Below are 17,246 nucleotides of genomic sequence, written 5' to 3' on the forward strand. Positions count from 1 at the left end.
TCGGTGCGTCTCATCGTGGCAGTGGTTGCTGCGCTGATCGGAGTCGGCGCGTTGATGCCGCCGACTGCTGCCGCCGGTCCGACTGTTTGCGACTATCCGGACTGCACCCCAGGCGTCGCCCCGCACATGGTCCTCGGCGCACCGTGTGACAACACCACTTATTACGTGTTTGGGGTCACAGACTATTACACTTCTTTTTCCTCGCAGCCCGGACGGCTGATGTTCTGCGGCTCACCCCGCAGATATCAGCCACGGTGGTTCCGTTCGCCTCCGATGGCGGGAATCAAGGAAGAAAATGCTGACTGCAAGCAGTGGCTGAACTACGTTGCGCAGTCGCCCGACGGGCTATTCCTGGTCTGCATAGCGCAGGCGGGCCAGACCTTCTGGACGCGGGGCGACACGTAAAAGTTATTGCCTGACAAACGCATTGCGCGGAATTGTTAACGGTAGGTCGACCGAACTCAGCAGTCCAGGTTCTGCGGCAACGACATAGGGCACCGCGTTGAGAACTCGCATCGCGGTGGCGACCATCGCGCCCGCGCCTGACGTCATTCCCGCCACTCCGGCCCGTTGCGGATCCTTGAGCGTCGCCGCCAGCGTGCATTCGATGTCGGGATCACCGCTGATGACGATGCGGTAGCTCAAATCGCCGATGCCGGTGGGCCAATCCGGCGCGACATCGTGTGCCAGTCGGGTGATGTGTTCGATGACGATGGCCTCGCGACCGTCCACCACACCGATCGCCCGCATTCGCAGTGCGCCGCAGGTCCCAGCCTCGACGGTGCCCATCGCGACGTCCAGGGTCCGATTCGTCACCGCGCGATCGAAGTTCTCGCGCACCTCTTGGACCTCGACCCCGAGTGCATCGGCGATTAATCGGATCTGCCCCTGCCATTCGCCGGCAATCGCGCCGGGAAAGCTGATCCATGGCTGATAGTCAAGGGGCTGACCAAAACCCAACCCGTTGATCATGATGTCGGGAACTCCGTAGTCGTCGTACAACCCGATCTCGAACGCGTGAATCTTCTCGATCGACGACGACTGGGTCGACAGCACCAGAGGTAAGTAGTCGGCGGCGAAGCCCGGCTCAATTCCCGACGCGTACAGCGAGACCTGGCCCTGTTTGGCTGCGGCGGCGAGTTGGTCGCGCCACTCCGCGGGTTCGTAGGCGCGCGGATTGACCAGCCGCGTGGTGCTTGTCGTGACGACATTGACACCGGCCTCGAGAAACCTGACGTAGTCAGGGATGGCCAGCGAGTCGCGTTCGGGACCGCTGGCCGCGTAGATGACGCAGTCGGGTTTCAGGCCGATCAGCGCATCCGCGTCGTTGGTGGCGGCAAGTCCGATCGGCTCACCGTTGGCCAGCTCGCCGGCGTCCTTTCCGACCTTCTCATCCGAGTGCACCCACACGCCCACGAGCTCGATGTCGGGTCGACGTTGGATGGCGTGGATGGCGATCGATCCGATGCCGCCCGTCGCCCAGACCACCACACGTAAAGGGCTGTTCGTCATTTCGATCCTCTCTTACTAAGTGTTGAGGCTACCTAATTTTTGGTCCGTGATCGGGGTGGGTGGGGCAGACGCCTTCTTACCGAAAGCATTGATATGTAGTATCGCGAACCTGGACAAAAGATCCAAAGAACAAATATTAGGTTGATAAGGTGCCCACACGCGGCGGTCCTCATACCGCCGGCCGGCACGAGAACAATGCGGGAGACGTGACCGATGTTCACGCTGAGGTTCGACATGCGAGCGCCCGATTGGGCCGCGCCCGCCACCGACCTGTATGCCGCGGCCATCGACATGTGCGCCTGGGCGGACACCCGTGGTGCGATCCTCACCGTCCTGTCCGAGCACCACGGCGCCGACGACGGCCATCTGCCGACCCCGCTGATCTTGGCCTCGGCGATCGCCGCCAGAACCAAGCAGATGGCGATTCTGCTTGCCGCGGTGCCGATTCCACTCTGGGATCCGATACGGCTGGCCGAGGAGATGACGGTCTTGGATCTCATCAGCAGAGGCCGCGTGTCGTATGTCTTTGGTGTCGGTCATCGCAGCGAGGAGTACGACCATTTCGGCTTGGACATCACCACGCGTGGCCGGGTCGCCGACGAGATGCTGGCCGTGCTCGGCCGTCTGGTGCGAGGCGAACCTGTCGAGTATCACGGCCGCCGGGTTCGCGTCACCCCGTCGTGCGGGTCGGCGACGGGACCGCTGATGATGATCGCCGGCGGCAGCAAGGCGGCCGCTCGGCGCGCCGCCACGCACGGCCTCGGGTTCATCTCGCAGACCGATTCCCCGGATCTGCGGGAGTACTACGAATCGCAATGCCGGGCCGCCGGGCACGAGCCCGGCATCGTTCAGTCTCCGGTGCCAGGCACTCCCACAACGGTTTTCGTCGCCGACGATGTCGATCAGGCGTGGGAGGTGCTGGGACCGCACCTGGTGCACGACGCCGTGACCGCCGCGTCGTACCGCCCGCACGACGACTCGGTGGGCAGCATCACTCGTGCCGACAACGTGACGGCCCTGCGGGAAGAGGAAGGTCCCTACCGGATATTCACCCCAGATGAGGCAACCGACTACATCCGCAGCGGGCGACCGCTGCCGCTGCACCCGCTGTGCGGCGGCATTCCGCCCGCTGCGGCGTGGCACCATCTGGAGCTTGCGGCCGCGGCGACCGCGCGGGCGCGGTCCGAGTAGAGGAGAACGTCTGTGCCGTCTTCGGTGTCTGAACCCGCTCGTACCGTCGTATGGTCCACCGGGGGAGTCGGCGCGCACGCAATTGATGCGATCAGGCGCCGTCCCGATATGAAACTGGTTGGCGTATGGGTGTATTCGCCTGGCAAAGTTGGTAAGGACGCCGGCGAGTTGGCCGGTGGCGAACCGATCGGTGTGACCGCAACCAACGACGCCGATGCGCTGATCGGGCTTGCGCCCGACTGCGTGGTGTATGCCGCGAGCGGACCCGAACGGGACGCGGCCGCGGTGCGCGACTACCTGCGGTTGCTGGAGGCCGGCATCAACGTCGTGTCGACGTCGTCGACCAGCCTGGTCCACCCGCCGTCGTATTTCGCCCCGGATTGGCGAAAGCAACTCGAGGCGGCCGCCGCCGCCGGCCACGCGTCGTTGTATGTATCGGGCATCTTCCCCGGCTTCGCATCCGACCAGCTTGCGCTGCTGATGAGCACCCAGTCGAAGAACATTCGCAGCATCACGGCCAGCGAGGTCGCGCTGAATGACCACTACCCGGTCGCGGACGTGATGATGGACGGACTGGGCTTCGGTCGGCCGCTGGACTTCGAACCGATGATGAAGACACCGGGTTTCATCGAGATGGCTTGGAAAGCACCGATATACCTGATGGCACAAGGCCTCGGCGTCGAGGTGGAGGAGATGCGGAGTTCCTTCGATCGGCAACCGACCGGTCGCGAGATCGAGGTGGCATTCGGCACCATCCCGGCAGGCACCTGCGGCGCCGTCCGCACCCGCGCCGCAGGCGTGGTCAACGGCCGGGAAGCGATCGTGATCGAACACGTCATCCGGATGGCGCGCGACGTCGCACCCGACTGGCCGCAGTCGGAGTTCGACGCGACCTACCGGGTCGACATCGTCGGCGATCCTGACATCCACTGCGAGATGGCGCTCGGCGAGGCCGAAGGCCACGGCGCGGGCCGGGCCGCCATGGCGTCCACGGCCATGCGCGTCGTCAACGCGATCCCGTATGTCATCGACGCGGCGCCTGGGCTGCTGAGCTCGTTGGACATCCCAATGACCCTGCCGCGGCACGCTTTTGACTGAGCAGTTCACGGAAGTGCCTACTTGGGCTGGTTCGGCACGCCTGGGAACAACTGGCCCGGCGGCGCGGCGGTCACCCAACCGCCCAACTTCGTAACCAGATGGGGCGCAAAGACGGCACCGTAGAGAACGTTTCCGATGACGACGACGGCGACGATGGACAGAATCGACGATCCAAGTCGACTCTTCGACCGCTTATTGGCCCACATCTCGATGACATTTCGTCCTTGCGCGTCGGTGCGACCGAGGAGATAGGTGAAGACCATCATCTGAATACCCATCGCCAGCGAGTCGTAAAGCGGGTACTGGTGAGTCGTTCCCTCACGTATCGCCAGGCCGGGAATCACCCGGCCGTAATAGAAAACGCCGAGCTTGGCTCCGAGAAACCCATTGAAGAGAAGCGCCCAGCAGAAGCCCACAATCAGGCCGACCGTCAATAGTGTTGTGGGCCTGCGCCAACCGAACTTTGCGCTCAACCATTGCCCCAGCCCGGCGCCTGTCACGGCCGGCAGCACGAAGTAGGAGATGTAGCCGATGGGAACGAACAAGGGCAATCCACCCCACGTCATGTTCAGCGGCCACCACGACGGCATGCGGGGAATCGCGGGCGGAAACTGCGCGTACATCGCCCAGTCGTAGGGCGCCTCAATCCACGAGAAAGAGATCGCCGAGATGCACAGCAGCAGGAGGGGGTGCACACGGCGCTGGCGAACGCTGAGGTACACACCGCTGGCGGTAAATGCGATGCCCCCGACGAGCGCGAAGTCGCTGGCCGCCTGCATCACGGGTGTCATCTGGGCACTCATTGGTCGCGCCCTTGACGTGCCTCCGGGTCGAAACGCAGCACCAGCCCGAAGATCAACACGATCAGTCCGAACAGCGTGCCGAGCATGATCACCGCGCCCATGTCCGCACCCCTTTCGATACGCACTCGACGTTTAGGATAGTGCATACTATCCTAAACGTCGTGCCCCAGCGATCTGCCGCCGCGACGATGCGCCGGCCCCGTGGCGAACCGCGCAGACTGCTGCTCGACGCCGCCCGAACGCTGTTCGCCCGTCAGGACTACAGAAGCACCACGACCCGTGAAATCGCAGCGGCCGCCGGTGTCACCGAGCATCTGCTGTTCCGCCACTTCGGTTCGAAGGCAGCGCTGTTCCGCGAGGCCCTTGTCCTACCGTTCACCAGCTTCGTCGACGAATTCGGCCAGACGTGGCAGTCGGTGGTCCCCGAGGAGACCGACGAGCAGGAGCTGACCCGGCTATTCGTCGGACAGCTCTACGACGTGTTCGTGAAACACCAAGGTCTGCTGTTGACGCTGATGGCATCGGAGGCTCTGAGCGAGGATGAACTGGCCGACACCGGGATTGCCGACGTCAGGCGGGCACTGCGGGTCCTCGGTCGAATCAGTGCCGAGGGCATGAACTTACGCGGGCTGCGCTCCGACCATCCCGACCTGCCGGCGCACTCAACGGTAGCCATGATCGCCGGCATGGCTGCGCTGCGGTCAACCTACTTCGGCACCAAGCCGCCGTCGAGGGAGGTGATCGTTGACGAACTCATCCAGGCAATCCTGCACGGCTTCCTGCACCGCAACGACTGAACAGCCAACGCTGCACTGGAAGGGACTCGAAAGAAGATGACAGGCGCCAAGGCGGTCGAGTTGTATTACGACCCATACGATCCCGACATCGACGACAACCCATACCCGGTATGGAAGCGGATGCGCGAAGAAGCGCCGCTGTACTACAACGAAAAGTACAACTTCTATGCGCTGAGTCGGTACGAGGACGTCGCGCGCGAGCTGCCGAACTGGCAGACCTATCGATCGGGACGCGGCACCACCGCCGATATCTTGTTCAACAACATCGAGGTGCCGCCCGGCATTTTGCTTTTCGAGGATCCCCCGCTGCACGATCTGCACCGTCGCCTGCTGTCCCGGGTCTTCACTCCCCGGCGCATGCTTGCGGTGGAGTCGCTGGTTCGCGATTTCTGCGTCAAAGAGTTGGACCCGCTAATTGGTTCTGGGGGTTTCGATTTCATCGCGGATCTCGGGGCGATGATGCCGATGCGGACAATCGGCTACCTCCTTGGCATACCCGAAGAGCATCAAGTAAGCATCCGAGATCGCAACGCCGCCTATATCGACGTCGCCAAGGGCCGCGAGCCCGGCGAGGTCAGTCAGAAGATATTTGAAGGAACCATCGTGATGTTCGGCGAGTTCATCGAATGGCGGGCCGAGCATCCCTCCGATGACCTGATGAGCGAGCTGCTAGCCGCCGAGATCGACGAACCCGACGGGACGCGACGGCCGCTGTCACGCACTGAGGTGCTGTCCTATACCGCGATGATCGCCGGTGCGGGCAACGAGACCACCGCCCGGCTCATAGGTTTCATGGGACAGCTGCTCTCGGATCACCCGGATCAACGGCGCGAGCTCGTCGTCGACCCGTCGTTGATCCCCGGCGCGGTCGAGGAGTCACTGCGCTTCGAGCCGCCGTCGCCGGTGCAGGCCCGCTACGTCGCTCAGGATGCCGAGCACTACGGCCGCGTCGTACCGGAAGGGTCGTTCATGTTGCTACTCAACGCTTCTGCCAACCGAGACGGACATCAGTTCCCCGATCCGGACCGCTTCGACATCCACCGTCGTGGCAGCCACCTTAGCTTCGGGCAAGGACTGCACTTCTGCCTCGGCTCGGCGCTGGCCCGTTTGGAAGCTCGGGTGGCCTTCGAAGAGGTCCTCAAACGCTGGCCTGACTGGGAAGTCGACTACGCCAACGCGGAACGGGCGCACACCGCAAGCGTGCGCGGGTGGGCACGCCTACCTGTCATCGTCGGATGAGTAGCGGTCGGCCGGCCGGCGCCAGCGCCGATCGGGGCGTGAAGGTCAGGTGCAATTCGGATAGGCCGCGCAAGATATACGTCGGCTCGTAGGAGTAACGGCGTTCGCCAACCGGTCCGTGTTTGGTTTCGCTGATGCCGATTTCGGACATCCGGTCCAGAATGCGCTCGATCGAGACCCGACCCTCGACGCGGGCCAGCGGTGCACCGGGACAGGAATGCACGCCGCGGGCAAACGCCATATGTTCGCGGACGTTCTTGCGGTCGAGCTGGAACTCATGTGGATTGTCGAATCGGCGCGGATCACGGTTGGCGGCGCCGGGCAACACCATCACGATGGTGCCGACGGGAATGTCGACGCCGCCGACCATGGCCGGCCTGCGGGCCAGCCGGGAGTCACTTTTGACCGGACTCTCCATGCGCAGCGATTCTTCAATGAAGTTGGGAATCAGGCTGCGGTCATTGCGCAGCTTCTGCTGGATATCGCGTCGATCGCCGAGTGCCTGCAGCGCCGCAGACAGCAGCTTGGCGGTGGTCTCCTGCCCGGCGGCGAAAAGGAAGGTCGCCGAACGGCTCACCTCGATGACTTCGGGCGTGGATCCGTCCGGGTACTTCGCCGTCGCCAACGAGGTCAGCACGTCGTCGCGGGGACTGCTGCGCCGGTCTTCGATGTAGGAGCAGAACTTCTCGTCGAGCCACTCCAGCGGATTGACGCCGACCGACTCATGATCCAGCGCCCCGACCCGCGCTCCGGGACGGTCGGCGCCCAGCACCGTGCGGAACTGCTTGTGGTCTTCTTCGGGGACACCGAGCAGGTCAGCGATCACCAACGTTGCGAAGGGCTTTGAATATTCGGCGATGAATTCGCACTCGCCGGTGTCGAGGAACTCCTCGAGCTGGCGGTCGGCCAGCTGCCACATGAATTCCTCGTTTTCCTTCAGCCGGCTCGGTGTCAGCAACCGGCTCAGTATCGAGCGTGCGCGAGTGTGGTCGGGCGGATCCATGGTGACCATGTGCTCGAACATCGGAAACTGACTGCGGTGCTCCTCGATCTGAGCGCTGAGATCGTCGCCCTCGGGTTCGAACGGCAGCGGCGGGAACGGGCCGCCGAGCGCGACGCAGTTGGAAAACGTGTCGGGGTCCTTATAGACCGCGTTGGCCTCTTCCCAGCCGGTGATCGCGACGACGTTGTGGTGGGGCAGCCGCATCACCGGGTTTTGGCTGCGCAGGTAGTCGAAGTAAGGGTGCGGATCGGGAACCAGGGACGGGTCGGTGAAAAAGTCGATGGAACCGAACGTTGAGTCAAGGCTTGCCATGTCGTTACGGGCCTCCCGAGGCTGATGTACCCGTGGTTTCAGGGCGAGACGTAGCGCCGTCCTGATACAAGATCGAGAAAAGTGCTGAGCACCTGCTTAGCATGGCGCTAATGTCGTGGTCAAGGTCACGGCGTTGCGCAACGCTACGATCACCCATGTTGAGCAGGCGATCGGCAGGAGTTTGGAGCTAAGGCATGACTTCGGCACGCAGGATCGGGGCGCCCGATGCCAAGAACCGGGGCGTGCTGCTCGACGCCGCCGAGCAGTTGATGCTCGAAGAGGGTTATGCCGCAGTCACTTCCCGCCGTGTCGCCGAGAAGGCCGCGCTGAAGCCTCAGCTTGTTCACTACTACTTCCGCACCATGGACGATCTTTTCTTGGCCGCGTTCCGCCGTCGCGCGGAAGAAGGACTTGAGGTACAGGCGCAGGCACTGCAATCGCCGCAACCACTGTGGGCGCTGTGGCGGTTCAGCACCGATCCGGCGGCCACCGCGATAACGATGGAATTCGTCGCGTTGGCCAATCACCGCAAAGCGCTCAAAACCGAAATTGCCTACTACGCGGAGCGTTTTCGCGAAGAGCAACAAAAGGCGCTGTCGACGGTTCTGCAGCGCTACGGTGTCGACCCCGCCCAGGTGCCGCCGCTGGTGTGGTCGGTGCTGATAACCAGTGTCTCCCGGGTGCTGGTGATGGAGCAGGCGCTCGGCATGTCCGCCGGGCATGCCGAGACCGTCGAGTTCGTCGAGCGCTACCTCCACCGACTGGAGGGCGACCCTGAGGGTCTGCCGGCTCACCAGCTACGCAGCGAACAGATCACGCCCTTGGCGCCGTCGTTCGAGACGACCACCGCCCCGTCGACGACGAGAGCACAGTGAAACATCGGCGTGCCCGGTTCGGTACCGGTGCTAACTGTGACCATGGCGTAGTCGTTGGGATCTGACAGCATCACCGTCGGCGAGACCCATGGGTGGCCCGGCGCGATGTCGGCTCGGACATTGGGCGTGTACTGGTAGGTGTTGTGGCTGTAGTCGGAGAATTTCGGCGGCTGCTGGTCCAGGTAATAGATGTCGGCATAGATCGGACTGGCCGACGTGATCACGTAGGTGACTGGATGCATTACCGGGTCATCAGCCCGCGACGGCACCGCGAAGCCGACGGCGGCCAGCGCGATCGCCGACGTGCCCAGCAGAGACCTACCGACTGTATTCACATCGCACCTCCTACTTTGGCGCTCCGGTTCATCACCCGATCGGCGGCTTGCCAGTGGCCGTCGCGAACCCATAGCCGCGCAAACGCATTCACGGCTTCGTCGGGGGAGACCCCGTCGATGACCCGTTTGATCTCGCCCGCGGGACGCGCCGACAGTGCCCGGGCCACTCGTCGCCAGTCCTCGTCGAAGGTCGACCGCGGCAACACCTGGTCGATCAGTCCGATCCGCTCGGCGTCTGCGGCATCGAGCACCATGCCGGTTCCGGCTAGGAGCAATGCCCTGCTCTTGCCGACCAATTCGGCCAGCCTCTCGGCTCCGCCCCAGGCCGGCATGATCTCCAGGGCCACCTGGTTGAACCCGATCTTGACGTCGTCGGCGGCCAATCGGATGTCGGCGGCCACTGCGACCTCGGCGCCGCCGCCGAGAGCGTGACCGTTCAATGCGGCGATCACCGGCGCGGGAAAGTTGGCCAGCCGGTCGCAGAGCGATCGCATCCGCCAGGCCATCGCCGCCGCGTCTTCCTCGGTCCGGATTTTGCTGAGCTCTTTGAGGTCCCCGCCGGATACGAAGGCCCGGTCGCCGGCGCCGGTGATGGCAAGAGCACTGGCCCCCTCGGCCGCGTCGAGCGCCTTCTCCAACTGGTCCATGGTGTCCAGCGAGATCGCGTTGCGCGCGTGCGGACGGTCGATGGTCAGCACGGCAAGCCCTTGGTCGAACTCCAGGTCCACCATGCGCCGCTTCCCATCGCGCGATATTGGCATTCTCCTCAGCGGAGAATAGCATCGGCCCGTCAAGTCGATAGCCCTTCGAAGGACCCTAACGTTTGCCGGTCGGAGGCTTGAGCCAATGCGCAATATTCCCGTCGAACTGGTCACGCAATACGAGGACGCGGGCTGGTGGACCCGCGAGACCCTGGGACAGGTGCTGGCCGGCGGGCTGAACGCCGCTCCGGACGCGCAGTTTCGGGCGTATTCGGCGGTACGACCATGGTCGGGAACGTTCCGCGAGGTCGAGCAGGTGGCCCGTCGGCTTGCGGCCGGGTTGCGTGCCCGCGGCGTCGGCGCCGGCGACGTCGTCGCGTTTCAGCTGCCGAATTGGATGGAGGCCGCCGCGACGTTCTGGGCGTCGGCGTTCCTGGGCGCGGTGCTGGTGCCGATCGTGCACTTCTACGGCCGCAAGGAGCTGGCGCACATCCTGGCCGCCGCCAAACCGCGAGTGTTCATCAGCGCCGAGGAATTCGGCCGGATGACCTATCAGCCTGATCTGTGCTCCGACATTCCAATCGTCGGCTTGGTCGGGCGGGACTTCGACGATCTGCTGGCCGACGAACCGATGGCCGGCACGGTTGCCGCCGACCCGGCGGGACCTGCTTTGATCGCCTTCACCTCCGGCACCACCAGCGCGCCCAAGGGCGTCATCCACAGCCATCGCAGCCTGGTCTGCGAAGCGCGCCAACTCTCCGGCCAGATCCGGTCAATCGGCGACAACCAGCTGACCGCGACACCGGTCGGGCACTTCATCGGCATGCTTGCCGCTTTGCTGATCCCGGTCCTCAATGGCGGGTCGGTCCATCTGATCGACAACTGGGACCCGGGCGAAGTGCTGGCGTTGATGGACCGCGACGGTCTCACGCTGGGCGGCGGCCCGCCCTACTTCGTCACCAGTCTGCTCGATCACCCCGATTGCACGCCCGCGCATCGGGCCCGGATCAGGACCCTCGGGCTGGGCGGGTCGACGGTGCCGGCGGCGGTGACGCGACGGCTCTCGGATATGGGCATCATCGTCTTCCGGTCCTACGGCAGCAGCGAGCATCCCTCGATCACCGGGTCAACCCTGGACGCGCCGGAAGACAAACGCCTGCTCACCGACGGTTGTCCGATGCCCGGCGTGGAGATCCGGTTGGCCGCCGACGGCGAGATTTTCAGCCGCGGGCCTGACCTGTTCCTGGGCTATACCGACGATGTGCTGACCGCGGCCGCCTTTGATGACGACGGCTGGTATCGCACCGGTGACGTCGGCGTGCTGGATGCCGACGGTTACCTCACCATCACCGACCGCAAAGCCGACGTCATCATCCGCGGCGGGGAGAACATCAGCGCCGTGGAAGTGGAAGAGGTGCTGCTCGGGATGCCCGGGATCGCGGAGGCGGTGGTGGTCGCCGCCCCCGACGCCGGTCTTGGTGAGCGGGTCGCCGCCGTCCTGCGGCTCAAACCGGGCCACGCATTGCCCACCGAAGACCAGGTTCGGGTGCATTTCTCCGGCCAGGGGGTGGCTCGTCAGAAATGGCCGGAGATTTTGCTCGAAGTCAGCGACTATCCGCGCACGGCAAGCGGCAAGGTGCAGAAACGTCTGGTGCGGGAGGGCATTGCGGTAGCCTCGGGGTGAGAATAGTATTCTCACAAATTGCGAAGGAGGATTCCATGGGCCAGTTGTCGCATCGGGAGGACATTCCGTTTCCAATCTTTGACGCGGATAACCATCTCTACGAGCCGCCGGAAGCGCTGACCAAGTTCCTCCCCAAGGAGTACCGGGACTTCGTCCAGTACGTGCAGATCAATGGGCGCACCAAAATCGCGATCCGCGGCCAGATCAGCAACTACATTCCCAACCCGACCTTCGAGGTCGTCGCCCGGCCGGGTGCCTGGGAGGAGTACTTCAAGTACGGCAACCCGGACGGCAAAACCAAGCGCGAGCTGTTCGGTGAGCCGATGCGCGCGATCCCGGCGTTCTTCGAGCCCGGCCCGCGCCTGGAGAAGATGAACGAGCTGGGTCTGGACCGCACCCTGATGTTCCCGACGCTGGCCAGCCTGCTCGAGGAGCGGCTGCGCGACGACCCAGTCGCCATCCACGTCCTGATCCATGCGCTGAACCAGTGGCTCGATGAGGTCTGGGGCTTCAACTACCAAAACCGGATCTTCACCACCCCGGTCATCACCTTGCCGATCGTCGAGAAGGCGATCGAGGAGCTGGAGTGGGCGGTCAAGCGTGGTGCGCGTTGCATCCTGGTCCGTCCGGCTCCGGTCCCCGGCTTCCGTGGCCCGCGGTCGTTCGCGGTGCCCGAGTTCGACCCGTTCTGGGAACGGGTCGTCGAGTACGACGTGCTGGTCGGCATGCACTCCAGCGACAGTGGCTACTCCCGATACACCTCCGAATGGGACGGTGCCGAGCAGGAGATGCTGCCGTTCCAAACCAATGCGATGGGCATCCTCAACGAGTGGCGGCCGATCCAGGACTCGGTGGGGTCGTGGGTGATCCACGGCGCGCTCTACCGCCATCCCAAGCTGAAGGTCGCGATTGTCGAGGCCGGTTCGAAGTGGATGTTGCCGCTGCTCGACGGCCTGGCCGAGGTCTACCGGAAGGCCCCGGAGGCTTTCCCGAGCGACCCAGTCGAGATGGTCAAGAACCGAATCCACGTCAGCCCGTTCTTCGAGGACGGCATCGACGATCTGGTCAACCTCGTCGGTGTGGATCAGGTCTTGTACGGCTCGGACTGGCCGCACCCGGAAGGGCTGGCGGAGCCGACCTTCTACGTCAACGCGCTGTCGCACCTGTCCGTCGAGGATCAGGCAAAGATCATGGGCGGCAACCTCGGTCGGCTCTTCACCGTGTGACGGAGCCGCCTTGGCAGACCATCCCCGAGATGGTTTTGAGCGCAGCGGACCGCTTCGGCGACGCGGAAGCGGTCGTCGACGGTCCGCTGCGTTTCACCTTTGCGGATCTGGTCCAGCGAATCCGTTGTGCCGCGGGTGCGTTCGCCGACCTCGGTATCGGTAAAGGCGATCGGGCCGCAATCTGGGCGCCTAATTCGGCGGAATGGATCATCGCGGCGTTCGGGCTGCTGACCGCCGGCGGCGTGCTGGTTCCCGTCAACACCCGCTTCAAAACCGAGGAAGCGGCCGACATCATCACCCGCAGCGCAGCGAAGGCCGTCCTGGTGCAGAAAGGATTCCTTGGCCAGGACTACGCCGCGCCCGCGGGGATACCGGTCATCGAGCTGAAATCCGACTTCCTTTCCAGCGGTTCCCCGTTCGAGCGTGCCGTGGACGGCACCGACATCTCGGACATCATCTTCACCTCGGGCACGACCGGCCGCCCGAAGGGCGCGATGATGAACCATCACCAAACGCTGCGGATGTACGAAGAGTGGGCGACGCTCGCGGATCTGCGCGAGGGCGACCGCTACTTGCAGATCAACCCCTACTTCCACACGTTCGGCTTGAAGGCGGGCCTGATCACATCCTTCCTCCGTGGCGCGACGATGCTGCCGGTCGCGGTGTTCGACGTCGACATGGTGGTGGATCTCATTGAACGCGAACGTATTACGATGCTGCCCGGTCCGCCGACGCTGTACCATTCGTTACTCGCGGTTCGCGACAAGACCAGGCTGTCGACGTTGCGGGCAGGCGTGACCGGCGCCGCCGACATCCCTGTCGAACTGGTTCGGCGCGTACACGGCGAATTGCCGTTCCAGACGCTGATGACCGGCTATGGGCTCACCGAGGCGGGCAACGTCACCTTGTCGCGGCCCGGCGACTCCTTCGAGGACGTGGCCACCACCGCGGGCCTGCCCTGCGCGGGGGTTGAGGTGCGCATAGCCAACGACGGCGAGGTGCTGGTCCGCGGATATGGCGTCATGCAGGGCTACCTCGACGACCCGGCGGCCACCGCGCAGGCGATCGACGACGACGGCTGGCTGCACACCGGAGACCTGGGAAACCTCGATGTAGCCGGTCGGCTGCGGATCGACGGGCGTAAAAAGGACATGTTCATCGTCGGCGGGTTCAACGCCTACCCGGCTGAGATCGAGGGCTTCATGTTGCAACATCCCGCGGTTGCTCAGGTCGCGGTGATCGGTGTGCCTGATCAGCGGCTCGGCCAGGTGGGTAAGGCATTCGTGGTGCCGACTCAAAATACCAAAAGCGCGGTGTCCGAGCAGGATTTGATCGCATGGTGCCGCGACCGGATGGCTGGTTTCAAAGCTCCGCGGTACGTTGAGTTTCTCGATGAACTGCCGCTGAACGCGACCGGCAAGGTGATGAAGGACCAACTTCGGTGAACTCGACAGATCCGCAAGCGCATTCGATGGTGATCGCATCGGACTATCGGGTGCCGAACCCGGAACGGGTGTGGCCGCTGCTTCAACGCCGCAAATCCGCGCTCGCCGGGATCGGCGCACACCATGTGCTGCTTTACACGTCGATAAATGACTACGGACGCGTGCTGGTGACGATCGGTGTGCACAGCCGTGAACCGATTGTGGAACTGCTGCGCTCACGCGTGTTCTTCGACTGGTTTGACGCGGTTGGCGTAGAAGACATTCCGGCGGTCTTCGCCGGTGAGATCGTCGAGCGATTCGAGGTGTCACCACCGCCGAACCCGACCGACCCAGGCGTAGTGGTGGCCGCCATCGCATCAGTCGACGACGTGTCCGTGCTGACCGCGGAAGTCCGCGCCGGGCTGACCAGATTCGCCGCGGCAGGTGTCCGAAAGACCCGGATATTCCGGGCATTCGACGACGGGCACGAGGTGATGATCCTGCAGGAGCTCGATGACGAGGACTCTGCGCACCGCTGGATCGAACATCCCGACGCCGCTGCCCCGTGGATCGCCAGGGCCGGGGTAGGCGCTTATCCGCCGGTGTTTGTGGGCAAGTTCTTCGACATGATGCGGATCGACGGGTGAACGGACCCTTCGGTGTTCGTCTGCCTTTGTAACGGCATCACCAGCCAGGTGGTGGCCGACGTCATCGCCAAAGGGGCGTCGACAACCAATCAGATCGCTGCATCGTGCGGGGCGGGCGCCGACTGCGGCCGCTGCCGGCGCACGCTGCGCTCGTTGCTGGGCGTGTCGACCGCGGATCAGGGTGCGTAGCTCAGCCGCAACAGGTTCATCGACGCGGGCTGCCATCCGGAGAAGTCGGTTGGGCGAGTTCGTTCAACAGGTCAGGGACGTCCAGCCGCGGCACGATCGCCTCGATGAGCACCATCCGGTCACGGTTCTGCGCTGCCGCGACAAAGGCGTCGTCCAGCTCGCCGTAGGTTTGGGCCCGAAACGTCAGGTGATTGGTCACGCCGAGCGCGTTGGGAATGTCGGCCCAACTCCAGCTGACAATGTCGTTGTAGGGCTCGTCTTTTCCGTGAATCATCCGTTCGACGGTGTAGCCGTCGTTGTTGACCACCACGACGACCGGCGACAGTCCTTCCCGCGAGAAGGTGCCAAGCTCCTGGACGGTCAGCTGCGCGGCCCCGTCGCCGATCAGCAGCACCGGCCTACGATCCCGATGCGCCAGCCCCGCGCCGAGGGTGGCGGGCAGCGTGTATCCGATCGAACCCCACAACGGTTGGCCGATGAAGGTGACGCCGCGGGGGAGACGGTGAGTGGCCATGCCGTAGAACGAGGTGCCCTGATCTGCAAGCACCACATTGCCGGGTGTGAGCGCGTGGCAAAACCTGTCCCACAACACTTTTTGGCTGAGCGGCTCTTGGCGGCCGGGGGCTCTCACGTGCACGTCGTCGGATGTCGATGCGACCGGCGGTGAGGTGATTCCACGGTGAAAGAGAATCGAGGTCAGCGCCTCGAGCGCGGCTTCCATTTCCAGCGGCGCGAACACCTGATTGCCGACCGTGCTCTGCTGGGCTGCGACGTCGATGGTCCTGGCCGGGTCGATGCGCTGGCTGAAAAAGCCGCTGACCATGTCGGTGAAGACGACTCCCGCAGTCACCAGCACCGGCGCCTCTTCGATCGCCCGACGGACCGGTTCGGCGCTGGCCGCTCCTGCGTAGATACCCAGGAAGGTGGGCGCGCTCTCGTCGACCAGGCTTTTGCCCCACATCAACGTGGCGTGCGGCACCACATCGGCGGCCAGCAGCGCCTCGAGCTTGTCGACGGCATTCAAACGATGGACCAACAGGTCGGCCAGCACAGTCAACTGGTGATCGGAGATGAGTTCGGTTGCGGCTTGGGTGAATAAAGCAAGCGCACGTGGGCTGGTCCCACCCGTATAGCGTGGCAACGGCGCGGTAGGCCGCTCAGTTTCAAAGCGGGCCACATCGGTGGGCAGGAGCAGATACCCGGGCCGCCGCTGCTCTCGGACCTCGCTGAGCACCCGGTCGATTTCCCTGGTGGCCGTCGCCGGCATGAGATTAGCCTGGGCACAAGTGATTTCCCGGCTGATCCGGAAGAAGTGCTCGAAATCGCCGTCGCCCAGCGAATGATGCAGAGCCCGACGGGTGCCTTGTGCATCTTTCGATGGCCCTCCCACGATGTGCACAACCGGGACATGCTCGGCGTAACTGCCCGCGATCGCGTTGGCCGCTGAAAGCTCGCCGACTCCGAATGTGGTTACCACAGCTGACATTCCACGTAGACGGCCATATCCATCGGCTGCATAGCCGGCATTGAGCTCGTTGGCGTTCCCGACCCACCGGATGTCGGGGTGGGCGACGATGTGATCGAGGAATTCGAGGTTGTAGTCGCCGGGGACTCCGAAGACTTCGGAAACACCGAGTTCTACCAGGCGGTCGAGGAGGTAGTCACCGACGGTGTAGGCGTATTCACTATCAGCGGTCACGAGGATGACGGTACGCGTCTGCGGTCGAAAACACCCTCCGCGCCGTGCTGCCTCGCTATCGTCCGGGCATGGCAATCAACGAAACCCGCGAAATAGTCATCGAGGCTACCCCGGCGGAGATCCTTGATGTGATTGCCGATCTGGAGTCGCTGACCGAGTGGTCGCCGCCACACCAGAGCTCTGAAGTCCTGGAGAAAAACAAGGACGGACGACCCAGCAAAGCCAAGATGAAGGTGAAGGCGGCCGGCATCACCGACGAGCAAGTCGTGGCCTATACGTGGAGCGATAACGAAGTGAGCTGGACCTTGGTCAGTTCTGGCCAGCAGCGTTCGCAGGACGCCTCATACACGTTGGTACCCGACGGCGACCGCACCAAGGTCAAGTTCGAGATCAGCGTCGACCCTGTCGTCCCGCTGCCCGGCTTCGTCTTGAAACGTACCGTCAAAGGGACGATCGACAGCGGGACCGAGGTCTGCGCCAGCGGGTGCTGAAGGTGAAGAAGGGTAAGTAG

18 protein-coding genes and 1 pseudogene are annotated in these 17,246 nt (G+C 63.9%); 12 read left to right on the top strand and 7 right to left on the bottom strand.

Annotated elements, in window-relative coordinates; genetic code table 11:
* The first annotated feature begins 3 nt into the window (after positions 1-3).
* Positions 4-405, top strand: coding sequence for a hypothetical protein (locus VEI45_RS21795; RefSeq protein ID WP_414687557.1), 402 nt, complete (start codon positions 4-6; stop codon positions 403-405).
* A 3-nt stretch (positions 406-408) separates the two neighbouring features.
* Here VEI45_RS21795 and VEI45_RS21800 read toward each other — a convergent pair whose 3' ends face one another.
* Entirely contained in the window at positions 409-1,512 is a 1,104-nt protein-coding gene (locus VEI45_RS21800; protein ID WP_324856606.1) for a dihydrodipicolinate reductase, read from the bottom strand.
* A 213-nt stretch (positions 1,513-1,725) separates the two neighbouring features.
* Here VEI45_RS21800 and VEI45_RS21805 point away from each other — a divergent pair, with 213 nt between their 5' ends.
* Positions 1,726-2,703, top strand: a complete 978-nt coding sequence (locus tag VEI45_RS21805; protein ID WP_324856607.1) for an LLM class flavin-dependent oxidoreductase — start codon at positions 1,726-1,728, stop codon at positions 2,701-2,703.
* A gap of 108 nt (positions 2,704-2,811) precedes the next feature.
* Positions 2,812-3,801 carry a dihydrodipicolinate reductase gene (locus tag VEI45_RS21810; RefSeq protein WP_414687556.1) on the top strand — a complete coding sequence of 330 codons (990 nt, stop codon included), beginning with the start codon at positions 2,812-2,814 and terminating at the stop codon, positions 3,799-3,801.
* Between the two features lie 17 nt (positions 3,802-3,818).
* Here VEI45_RS21810 and VEI45_RS21815 read toward each other — a convergent pair whose 3' ends face one another.
* Together VEI45_RS21815 and VEI45_RS21820 are read right to left on the bottom strand one after the other, a co-directional pair.
* Positions 3,819-4,604 carry a spirocyclase AveC family protein gene (locus VEI45_RS21815; protein WP_324856608.1) on the bottom strand — a complete coding sequence of 262 codons (786 nt, stop codon included), beginning with the start codon at positions 4,602-4,604 and terminating at the stop codon, positions 3,819-3,821.
* The gene (locus VEI45_RS21820; protein ID WP_324856657.1) at positions 4,601-4,729 is read right to left on the bottom strand and encodes a hypothetical protein; all 129 of its coding nucleotides are present in this window, start codon (positions 4,727-4,729) and stop codon (positions 4,601-4,603) included. Before VEI45_RS21820 ends, VEI45_RS21815 begins: the two co-directional genes overlap by 4 nt.
* A 63-nt stretch (positions 4,730-4,792) precedes the next feature.
* On the opposite strand from VEI45_RS21820, the gene VEI45_RS21825 reads away from it, so the two are divergent.
* Both VEI45_RS21825 and VEI45_RS21830 read left to right on the top strand, forming a co-directional pair.
* A complete protein-coding gene (locus tag VEI45_RS21825; protein ID WP_324856651.1) occupies positions 4,793-5,401 on the top strand; it encodes a helix-turn-helix domain-containing protein in 609 nt (202 codons plus the stop codon).
* A 36-nt stretch (positions 5,402-5,437) separates the two neighbouring features.
* Complete coding sequence (locus VEI45_RS21830; RefSeq protein ID WP_324856609.1) at positions 5,438-6,640, top strand: cytochrome P450; 1,203 nt, start codon at positions 5,438-5,440, stop codon at positions 6,638-6,640.
* Here VEI45_RS21830 and VEI45_RS21835 read toward each other — a convergent pair.
* Positions 6,627-7,955, bottom strand: coding sequence for a cytochrome P450 (locus VEI45_RS21835; RefSeq protein ID WP_324856610.1), 1,329 nt, complete (start codon positions 7,953-7,955; stop codon positions 6,627-6,629). The two genes, VEI45_RS21830 and VEI45_RS21835, sit on opposite strands and share 14 nt — an antisense overlap.
* Before the next feature lie 194 nt (positions 7,956-8,149).
* Here VEI45_RS21835 and VEI45_RS21840 point away from each other — a divergent pair, with 194 nt between their 5' ends.
* Positions 8,150-8,830, top strand: a complete 681-nt coding sequence (locus VEI45_RS21840) for a helix-turn-helix domain-containing protein (RefSeq protein WP_324856611.1) — start codon at positions 8,150-8,152, stop codon at positions 8,828-8,830.
* Here VEI45_RS21840 and VEI45_RS21845 read toward each other — a convergent pair.
* Positions 8,746-9,072, bottom strand: coding sequence for a hypothetical protein (locus VEI45_RS21845; protein WP_324856652.1), 327 nt, complete (start codon positions 9,070-9,072; stop codon positions 8,746-8,748). The two genes, VEI45_RS21840 and VEI45_RS21845, sit on opposite strands and share 85 nt — an antisense overlap.
* Positions 9,073-9,161: 89 nt before the next feature.
* Positions 9,162-9,896, bottom strand: coding sequence for an enoyl-CoA hydratase/isomerase family protein (locus VEI45_RS21850; protein WP_324856612.1), 735 nt, complete (start codon positions 9,894-9,896; stop codon positions 9,162-9,164).
* 115 nt (positions 9,897-10,011) lie between these two features.
* Between VEI45_RS21850 and VEI45_RS21855 the strand changes: the two genes are divergently transcribed.
* The 5 genes from VEI45_RS21855 to VEI45_RS21875 are packed head-to-tail and all read left to right on the top strand — an operon-like array spanning position 10,012 to position 15,036.
* Complete coding sequence (locus VEI45_RS21855) at positions 10,012-11,550, top strand: AMP-binding protein (protein ID WP_324856613.1); 1,539 nt, start codon at positions 10,012-10,014, stop codon at positions 11,548-11,550.
* Between the two features lie 35 nt (positions 11,551-11,585).
* Entirely contained in the window at positions 11,586-12,776 is a 1,191-nt protein-coding gene (locus tag VEI45_RS21860; RefSeq protein WP_324856614.1) for an amidohydrolase family protein, read from the top strand.
* A gap of 29 nt (positions 12,777-12,805) precedes the next feature.
* Positions 12,806-14,221, top strand: a complete 1,416-nt coding sequence (locus VEI45_RS21865) for a FadD3 family acyl-CoA ligase (protein WP_324856615.1) — start codon at positions 12,806-12,808, stop codon at positions 14,219-14,221.
* A gap of 26 nt (positions 14,222-14,247) precedes the next feature.
* A complete protein-coding gene (locus VEI45_RS21870; RefSeq protein WP_414687558.1) occupies positions 14,248-14,847 on the top strand; it encodes a fatty-acid--CoA ligase in 600 nt (199 codons plus the stop codon).
* A gap of 12 nt (positions 14,848-14,859) precedes the next feature.
* Positions 14,860-15,036, top strand: coding sequence for a (2Fe-2S)-binding protein (locus VEI45_RS21875; protein WP_324856617.1), 177 nt, complete (start codon positions 14,860-14,862; stop codon positions 15,034-15,036).
* A gap of 16 nt (positions 15,037-15,052) precedes the next feature.
* On the opposite strand, the gene VEI45_RS21880 is transcribed toward VEI45_RS21875, so the two are convergent.
* Complete coding sequence (locus tag VEI45_RS21880; protein ID WP_324856653.1) at positions 15,053-16,741, bottom strand: alpha-keto acid decarboxylase family protein; 1,689 nt, start codon at positions 16,739-16,741, stop codon at positions 15,053-15,055.
* 62 nt (positions 16,742-16,803) lie between these two features.
* Between VEI45_RS21880 and VEI45_RS21885 the strand changes: the two are divergent.
* A pseudogene (locus VEI45_RS21885) lies at positions 16,804-17,246 on the top strand (SRPBCC family protein).

Origin of the sequence: Mycobacterium sp. (assembly GCF_035623875.1) — a bacterium.
Lineage (GTDB): Bacteria > Actinomycetota > Actinomycetes > Mycobacteriales > Mycobacteriaceae > Mycobacterium.